This is a genomic window from Allopontixanthobacter sp., assembly GCF_034376665.1.
Lineage (GTDB): Bacteria > Pseudomonadota > Alphaproteobacteria > Sphingomonadales > Sphingomonadaceae > Allopontixanthobacter.
The window spans coordinates 34,273-40,761 of sequence record NZ_JAXMJI010000021.1 but is presented as its reverse complement, the minus strand read 5'-3'; the positions used below and the strand labels follow the sequence as shown (position 1 = coordinate 40,761).

Genomic DNA, 6,489 nt, shown 5'->3' with positions numbered 1-6,489 from the left:
CCCGTTAAAGGATCTTCTGGCCGGTCTTCGCCCAGTCTTTCATGAACTGCTCCAACCCTTTGTCGGTCAGCACATGGTTGGCCAGCCCCTTGATGACGGCGGGCGGGGCGGTCATCACATCGGCGCCGATCAGCGCGCTTTCCAGCACATGGGTCGCATGGCGCACGCTGGCGACCAGAATTTCGGTGTCGAACAGGTAATTGTCGTAAATCGTGCGGATGTCGCGGATCAGTTCCATCCCGTTGACGCCGTTGTCATCATGCCGCCCGACAAACGGCGAGACGAAAGTCGCGCCTGCCTTGGCGGCCAAAAGTGCCTGATTGGCGGAAAAGCACAGCGTGACATTGACCATCGTACCTTCGCCAGTCAGCGCCTTGCAGGTTTTCAGCCCGTCGATGGTCAGCGGCACCTTGATGCAGACATTGTCCGCGATCTTGCGCAGGACTTCGGCCTCCTTCAGCATCGTTGCGTGATCCAGCGCGACCACTTCCGCGCTGACCGGGCCGCTGGTGAGGCCGCAGATTTCCTTCGTCACTTCCATGAAATCGCGGCCCGATTTGGCAATCAAGCTGGGATTGGTGGTGACCCCGTCGAGCAAGCCGGTCGCGACCAGTTCCTTGATGTCGTCAATCTCGGCAGTGTCGGCGAAGAATTTCATGGGTCGGCTCCGGGAGGTTATGTCCCGGATGCCTTAGCGGGCTGGAGCGGACAGGGCTAGGTGCCAAAGTTCACGGTTCCCATAGTTGGTGTTAATGAATCTCATAACACAGAAATACAGTCTCGCCATTCCGGCTGCCGAGAAAGGTCGACACTCCGTAGAGGGCTTCATCCTCAAAGTGTATGGTTTCCTGCGGATCGTCGCCGCCATTCGCATTCACCAGGAAACCAGCCTGCGCCAGCTTGCGGGCCACGGTGCCAACTGGCTCGGCAAAACGAATGCCGGTCCGATCGCCAGCTAACGAATCTTTGTCATGGATACCCATCAGCCCCAAAACGGTAAGTCCATTCCAGCGTCCATCGAAATCGACGTAATAGGTAATTATATTCGGGGATTCTGCCGTTACGATCATTCGGCTTGTAACCAGGTTCGATATGCCAGGAATGTTTGTTGTCGCGGGCACGGGAATGTAATCTTTTCTTTCGTCGAATCGTACGCCCGTGAAGAATACCCGGTTGGCCTCATCGCTCCACTCGCATTGCTTCGGGCTTCTGAAATCGAGCCATTCGAGGTTCGGCAGGACTTTAGCCGGTTCCGCGCTGCCTGCAGCCGGGCTGACCGCCGCCATTGCACCGCAGCATGCAGCAACAATATTTACCCGTCTCATTGAGATCCCCATCCCGATTAAGTTTTTTGCCCATTAGCGTGCATTGCGTAAGCTGCCTAGAACGCGTTCCCGGCCCCGAACACCCCGATGATCATCGGATCGCGCGTTGATCGCGGATCGGCACGAATCGCGCTTTCCTCGCGGGCAATCTCGTTCCAGATCACGTCGTTGACCCGGGCGGAGAAATTGCTGGCCACCTGCGCGGTGTTCACGCCGGTCAGCGCCGACAGCACCTGCCCGACTAGCGGATCCTGCGCCGCCCGCAATGCACCGCCGATTTCGGGCACCAGCACTTCGACCAGCCGCCCGCCCATCTCGCCCTGCAGGAAGGATGTCGCTGCGGTCGGCCCGCCGCGCACCAGCGCCACGGCGTTCTCGATTCCGATTACCCGTACCGCATCCGCCACCACCGGCGCGGCGCGGTAGGAGCCTTCGATCGCCACGCCGGCAAAGGCATCATTGAGACGCGATTTGAACAGCGGCGAGGACAGAATCGAGGACAGTACGTCGCCCCGCGTCCCCAGCAAATTGGCAAAGCCGATCTGCGCGACCTGCTGGTCCCAGAAACCGCCATCGGCGGTCAGCCGGGCAAAGGCCCGCTCGCTCGACAGCATCAACAAGCGCCGGATCGCCTCGGTAAAGCTGTAACCACCGGTCGTCGCGCAGCCCGGCAGCGCCAGCAGCGCGGCGGTGGCAGACAGGCCGACCAGAAATCCGCGCCGCGCGGGCCGTGTTCCGATTAATTCGTTCATTTCAGACATCCTCACCTTGCCGCCCGACCAATGCTGCGCCCATATGACCCCAGCATTATGAACCGCGCCCGACTCCTCCATTTCAACGCCGCGCTCGGGCCCCTGGATTACAAGGTGCCCGCCGGCATGAGAGTCGAACCCGGCTCGATCGTGGTTGCGCCCCTGGGGCCGCGCCAGATTATCGGGATCGTGTGGGAAGAAGAGCGGTTGCCGTCCGATTCCGTTCCCGACCACAAATTGCGCGCCCTGATCGAAGTGTTGCCAGTCCCCCCGCTGCGGGCCGAACTGCGGCGGCTGATCGAATGGACTGCCGACTATTACTGCGCCCGAATTGCTTCGGTCGCGCGGATGGTGCTGGCGTCCGGCGGCGCGCTGCGCGGGCCCTCTACCATGGTGGAATACCGGCTGAGCGGGAACGAGCCGGAGCGGATGACCCCGCAGCGCGCCGTCGCGCTGGACGCGCTGCAGGGCGAACAGGCGACGATCCGCGAGCTGGCCGAACTCGCCAGCGTCAGCGAGGGGGTGCTGCGCGGGCTGGTGAACCAGGGCGTGCTGGAACCGGTCGAAGTCGACATCGACCGGCCCTACATAAAACCCGATCCCGATTTCGCACAACCGGATTTGAGCGCGGACCAGCAGCGGGTGGCGGACCGCTTCATCGAGGCAGTCCAGGCAGAAAAATTCGCCCCCTTCCTGCTCGACGGGGTGACCGGTTCGGGCAAGACCGAAACCTATTTCGAACCGCTTGCCGCCGCACTGCGAATGGGCCGGCAAGTGCTCGTACTGCTGCCCGAAATCGCGCTGACCGAGGCGTTCCTGCGCCGGTTCGAGGACCGTTTTGGCACGCCGCCGGTGGTGTGGCATTCCAGCCTCAAATCCACCGAACGCCGCCGCGCATGGCGGGCGATTTCCAGCGGCGAGGCGAAGGTGGTGGTGGGCGCGCGCTCGGCGCTGTTCCTGCCCTTCGCCCGGCTTGGCCTGCTGGTGGTGGACGAGGCGCATGAGGTCAGCTTCAAGCAGGATGACGGCGTCCGCTACAACGCGCGCGACGTAGCGGTGATGCGCGGCCATTTCGAGGGGGTGCCGGTGATCCTGGCCAGCGCGACTCCGGCGCTGGAAAGCCTGCAGATGGCGGAAAGCGGGATCTACGAACGGCTCGAACTGCCCAGCCGGTTCGGCGGTGCGACCATGCCCGATGTCGGCATCATCAACCTGACGGAAGAGAAGCCGGAACGCGGCCGCTGGCTGGCACCGCGGCTCGTCGAACAGCTGAAACAGCGGCTGGAACGCGGCGAACAGTCGCTGCTGTTCCTCAATCGCCGCGGCTATGCCCCGCTGACGCTGTGCCGCCATTGCGGGTTCCGTTTCCAATGCCCCAATTGCAGCGCGTGGCTGGTCGAACACCGGCTGTCCAATCGGCTGTCCTGCCACCATTGCGGCCACGAAACCACGCCGCCGCCCAATTGTCCCGAATGCGGGGAACCCGATTGCCTGGTCGCCTGCGGCCCGGGCGTTGAGCGGATCGCGGACGAAGTGGCGGAGATCATGCCGGAAGCGCGGGTCGCGCTGGTTACGTCCGACACGCTCAATTCGCCAGAAAAAGCGGCGGCCTTCGTCAGGCAGGCGGAGGATCGCATGATTGATGTGATCGTAGGCACCCAGCTCGTCACCAAGGGGTTCCATTTCCCCGAGCTGACGCTTGTCGGCGTGGTCGATGCCGATCTCGGGCTGGAGGGCGGCGATCTGCGCGCGGCGGAGCGGACCTATCAGCAAATGGCGCAGGTCGCAGGCCGGGCGGGACGCGGGACGAAACCGGGCGAAGTGCTGATCCAGACCCGCCATCCCGAAGCGCCGGTGATCGCCGCGCTCGCCGCCGGGGACCGCGATGCATTCTATGCGGCGGAGACCGATGCGCGGCGGGATGCGGGCGCGCCGCCGTTCGGCCGCTGGGCAGCGATTATCGTATCGAGCGAGGACGAGGCGGAGGCGAAGGAAGCCGCCCGCGCCATCGGCGGCACCCGCCCCAGCCTGCCCGATGTGATGATCCTCGGCCCCGCACCCGCGCCGATGTCGCTGCTGCGCGGGCGATACCGCTACCGCCTGCTGATCAACGCCCGCCGTTCTGCGCAGGTGCAGAATATCATCCGCGACTGGCTGGGAACGCTCGACTTCCCGCAAGGCGTGCGTGTAGCGATCGACATCGACCCCTATTCATTCGTTTGAGGAACCTACCCATGCTGACCGTCCACCATCTTCGCATTTCCCAGTCCGAACGGATCGTCTGGCTGTGCGAGGAGCTGGGGCTCGACTACGATCTGAAGCTGTATAACCGGCGCGAGGACAACCGCCTTGAGCCCGATGAAGACAAGGCGCTGCACCCGATGGGCATCGCGCCGGTGATCCAGGACGGGGATCTGGTGCTGGGGGAAAGCGGCGCGATCGTGGAATATTTCACGGCGAAATACGCGAACGGGCGGCTAGTTCCCGCTCCCGATAGCCCGGATTATCCCGATCATCTATTCTGGTTCCACTTTGCCAACGCGACCTTCATGACCAACGGCATGATGGCGATTGCCGCGCAGCAGGCAGGCGCGCAGGAGATGCCGCCCTTCGTGGCCGAGCGCACCCGCAAGGCATGGGAAATGGTCGAAGCGCGGCTGGGCGAGGCGGATTATTTCGGGGGGTCTGGCCTTACCACCGCGGACATCATGATGGGCTTCCAGCTGACCACCAGCCGCATGTTCAACAATATGTCGATCGAGGGTATGCCGAATCTGCAAGCCTATCTGAAACGCATCGGCGCGCGTCCGGCCTATCAGGCGGCGATGGCCAAGGCCGAACCCGGAATGCCGCCGAAGCTCGACTGATTTTGCCGGATGCCCGGCACCGCGACGATGGCACCTGTCCGTTCGGCCCGCTCTACTGGCACTTCATGATCCGCAACCGCCCGCTGCTGGAACAGATCAATCGCGTCTCGCGGGTCTATTCCAACCAGGACGGGATGGAGCAAACCAAGCGCGCAGACTATCTGCCTAGCGCGGGGGCGCTGGTTGAGGCGAAGGAGGATTGTGGGCGGTATTTCGGTGTGACTGATAAGTGGTGGCGAGCGGACATAGGACTTCACCTGATAAAGGTGCGCGTTGCGCTTAGCGAATAAGTACCATATTTTGCTATGGGTGTGGTATTAAATGACAACGAACAATCGCCCGTGTGCACCTGATCTACGCAGATAGTCTGATTTAATTCACTTTTGATCGAATTTACCGCAAGCGAGTCGTATTTTCCGATTTGCCGGTCTTTCTGCGAAAGTATTGGCTATGGTGGCTGCTAAACCCCCTCCAATCGACCCAGTCGTGAGCCTAGCTCAGTCAATGGTTATGTCGTCCGATACGCCGCTGTTGCTTCTCGACATTGACTTGGTCGTATTGGCGGCCAGCGCTTCGTTTTGCCGTGCATTCAAGCTGGAGCAGCAACTGGTTACCGGTACTTCAATTTTTTCCATGGGTCGAGGCGAATGGGATTTGCCAAGACTGAGATCGTTGCTCACAGCCACAGTTTTGGGCGGCGCTGAGATTTTACAATACGAAATGGATCTCGTGCCTGCGGATAAAAGCGGATCACGGTGCCTGGAATTATCTGCACATGTCCTCAGCTATGAGGATAGAGACAACGTGCGAGTGCTATTGTCTGTTGTCGATACCACAGATATTCGCCTTGCTGAGAAGCTCAAAGATGGTCTGATCGCCAAAAACGTGTTGCTGATGCAGGAACTTCAGCATCGTGTAGCTAATAGCCTTCAGATAATTGCATCAGTCCTTATGCAATCCGCACGACGGGTCGCAAATGAAGAAACCCGAGATTACCTGCAAACAGCTCAAAATCGCGTGCTCTCTGTAGCGACAATCCAAAAGCACCTTTCATCTACGGGCGCAGACAAGGTTGAGCTACGGCCTTATTTAAGCCAGCTTTGCCATAGCCTCGGCGCCTCAATGATCGCGTTCCCCGAAGAACTCTCGATCTCCGTTGACTGTGACGATACGGTTGTCTCTTCAGACAAATCCATCAGCTTTGGCTTGATCGTAACCGAACTTGTAATCAACTCCCTTAAGCATGCGTTTCCGGAAGATTTTTGCGGTTCAATAATCGTTACATTCAATCAGAATGCCGACGGCTGGACGCTTAAGGTTCAGGACGATGGCGTGGGCATGCCTACCGGAAAGGCCGCGCCGAAGGCCGGGCTTGGAACCAGCATTGTCGAAGCGCTTTCGCGACAGCTCCAGGCCAGAAGTTCAGTGACCAACCTAAACCCAGGAACTTTCGTTACGATCGCCCACCAATCTGCCGCGGTCGCCGGTGTGGAAGCGTTGCCGCTGACACGCGCCATTTGAGCCGCTTCGAGGTCGAAGCCGAAT

Annotated in this window: 7 protein-coding genes; 4 read left to right on the top strand and 3 right to left on the bottom strand. The window is 60.7% G+C overall.

The features are described from left to right. Positions 1-4: 4 nt before the first annotated feature. The 3 genes from fsa to U0988_RS02120 all read right to left on the bottom strand — a co-directional run bounded on the left by fsa (position 5) and on the right by U0988_RS02120 (position 2,077). Positions 5-658: a fructose-6-phosphate aldolase gene (gene fsa, locus U0988_RS02130; protein ID WP_322291003.1), complete on the bottom strand. Its 654-nt coding sequence runs from the start codon at positions 656-658 to the stop codon at positions 5-7. A gap of 91 nt (positions 659-749) precedes the next feature. Then, positions 750-1,325: a hypothetical protein gene (locus U0988_RS02125; RefSeq protein ID WP_322291002.1), complete on the bottom strand. Its 576-nt coding sequence runs from the start codon at positions 1,323-1,325 to the stop codon at positions 750-752. 56 nt (positions 1,326-1,381) lie between these two features. Continuing rightward, the gene (locus U0988_RS02120; RefSeq protein WP_322291001.1) at positions 1,382-2,077 is read right to left on the bottom strand and encodes a DUF4197 domain-containing protein; all 696 of its coding nucleotides are present in this window, start codon (positions 2,075-2,077) and stop codon (positions 1,382-1,384) included. 57 nt (positions 2,078-2,134) lie between these two features. Between U0988_RS02120 and U0988_RS02115 the strand changes: the two genes are divergently transcribed. From U0988_RS02115 to U0988_RS02100, 4 genes are all read left to right on the top strand, one after another. Further along, entirely contained in the window at positions 2,135-4,300 is a 2,166-nt protein-coding gene (locus U0988_RS02115) for a primosomal protein N' (protein ID WP_322291000.1), read from the top strand. A gap of 11 nt (positions 4,301-4,311) precedes the next feature. Continuing rightward, entirely contained in the window at positions 4,312-4,944 is a 633-nt protein-coding gene (locus U0988_RS02110; protein ID WP_322290999.1) for a glutathione S-transferase, read from the top strand. Between the two features lie 65 nt (positions 4,945-5,009). Continuing rightward, entirely contained in the window at positions 5,010-5,234 is a 225-nt protein-coding gene (locus tag U0988_RS02105) for a hypothetical protein (RefSeq protein ID WP_322290998.1), read from the top strand. 196 nt (positions 5,235-5,430) lie between these two features. Further along, complete coding sequence (locus U0988_RS02100) at positions 5,431-6,465, top strand: sensor histidine kinase (protein WP_322290997.1); 1,035 nt, start codon at positions 5,431-5,433, stop codon at positions 6,463-6,465. The last annotated feature ends 24 nt before the right edge of the window (positions 6,466-6,489 follow it).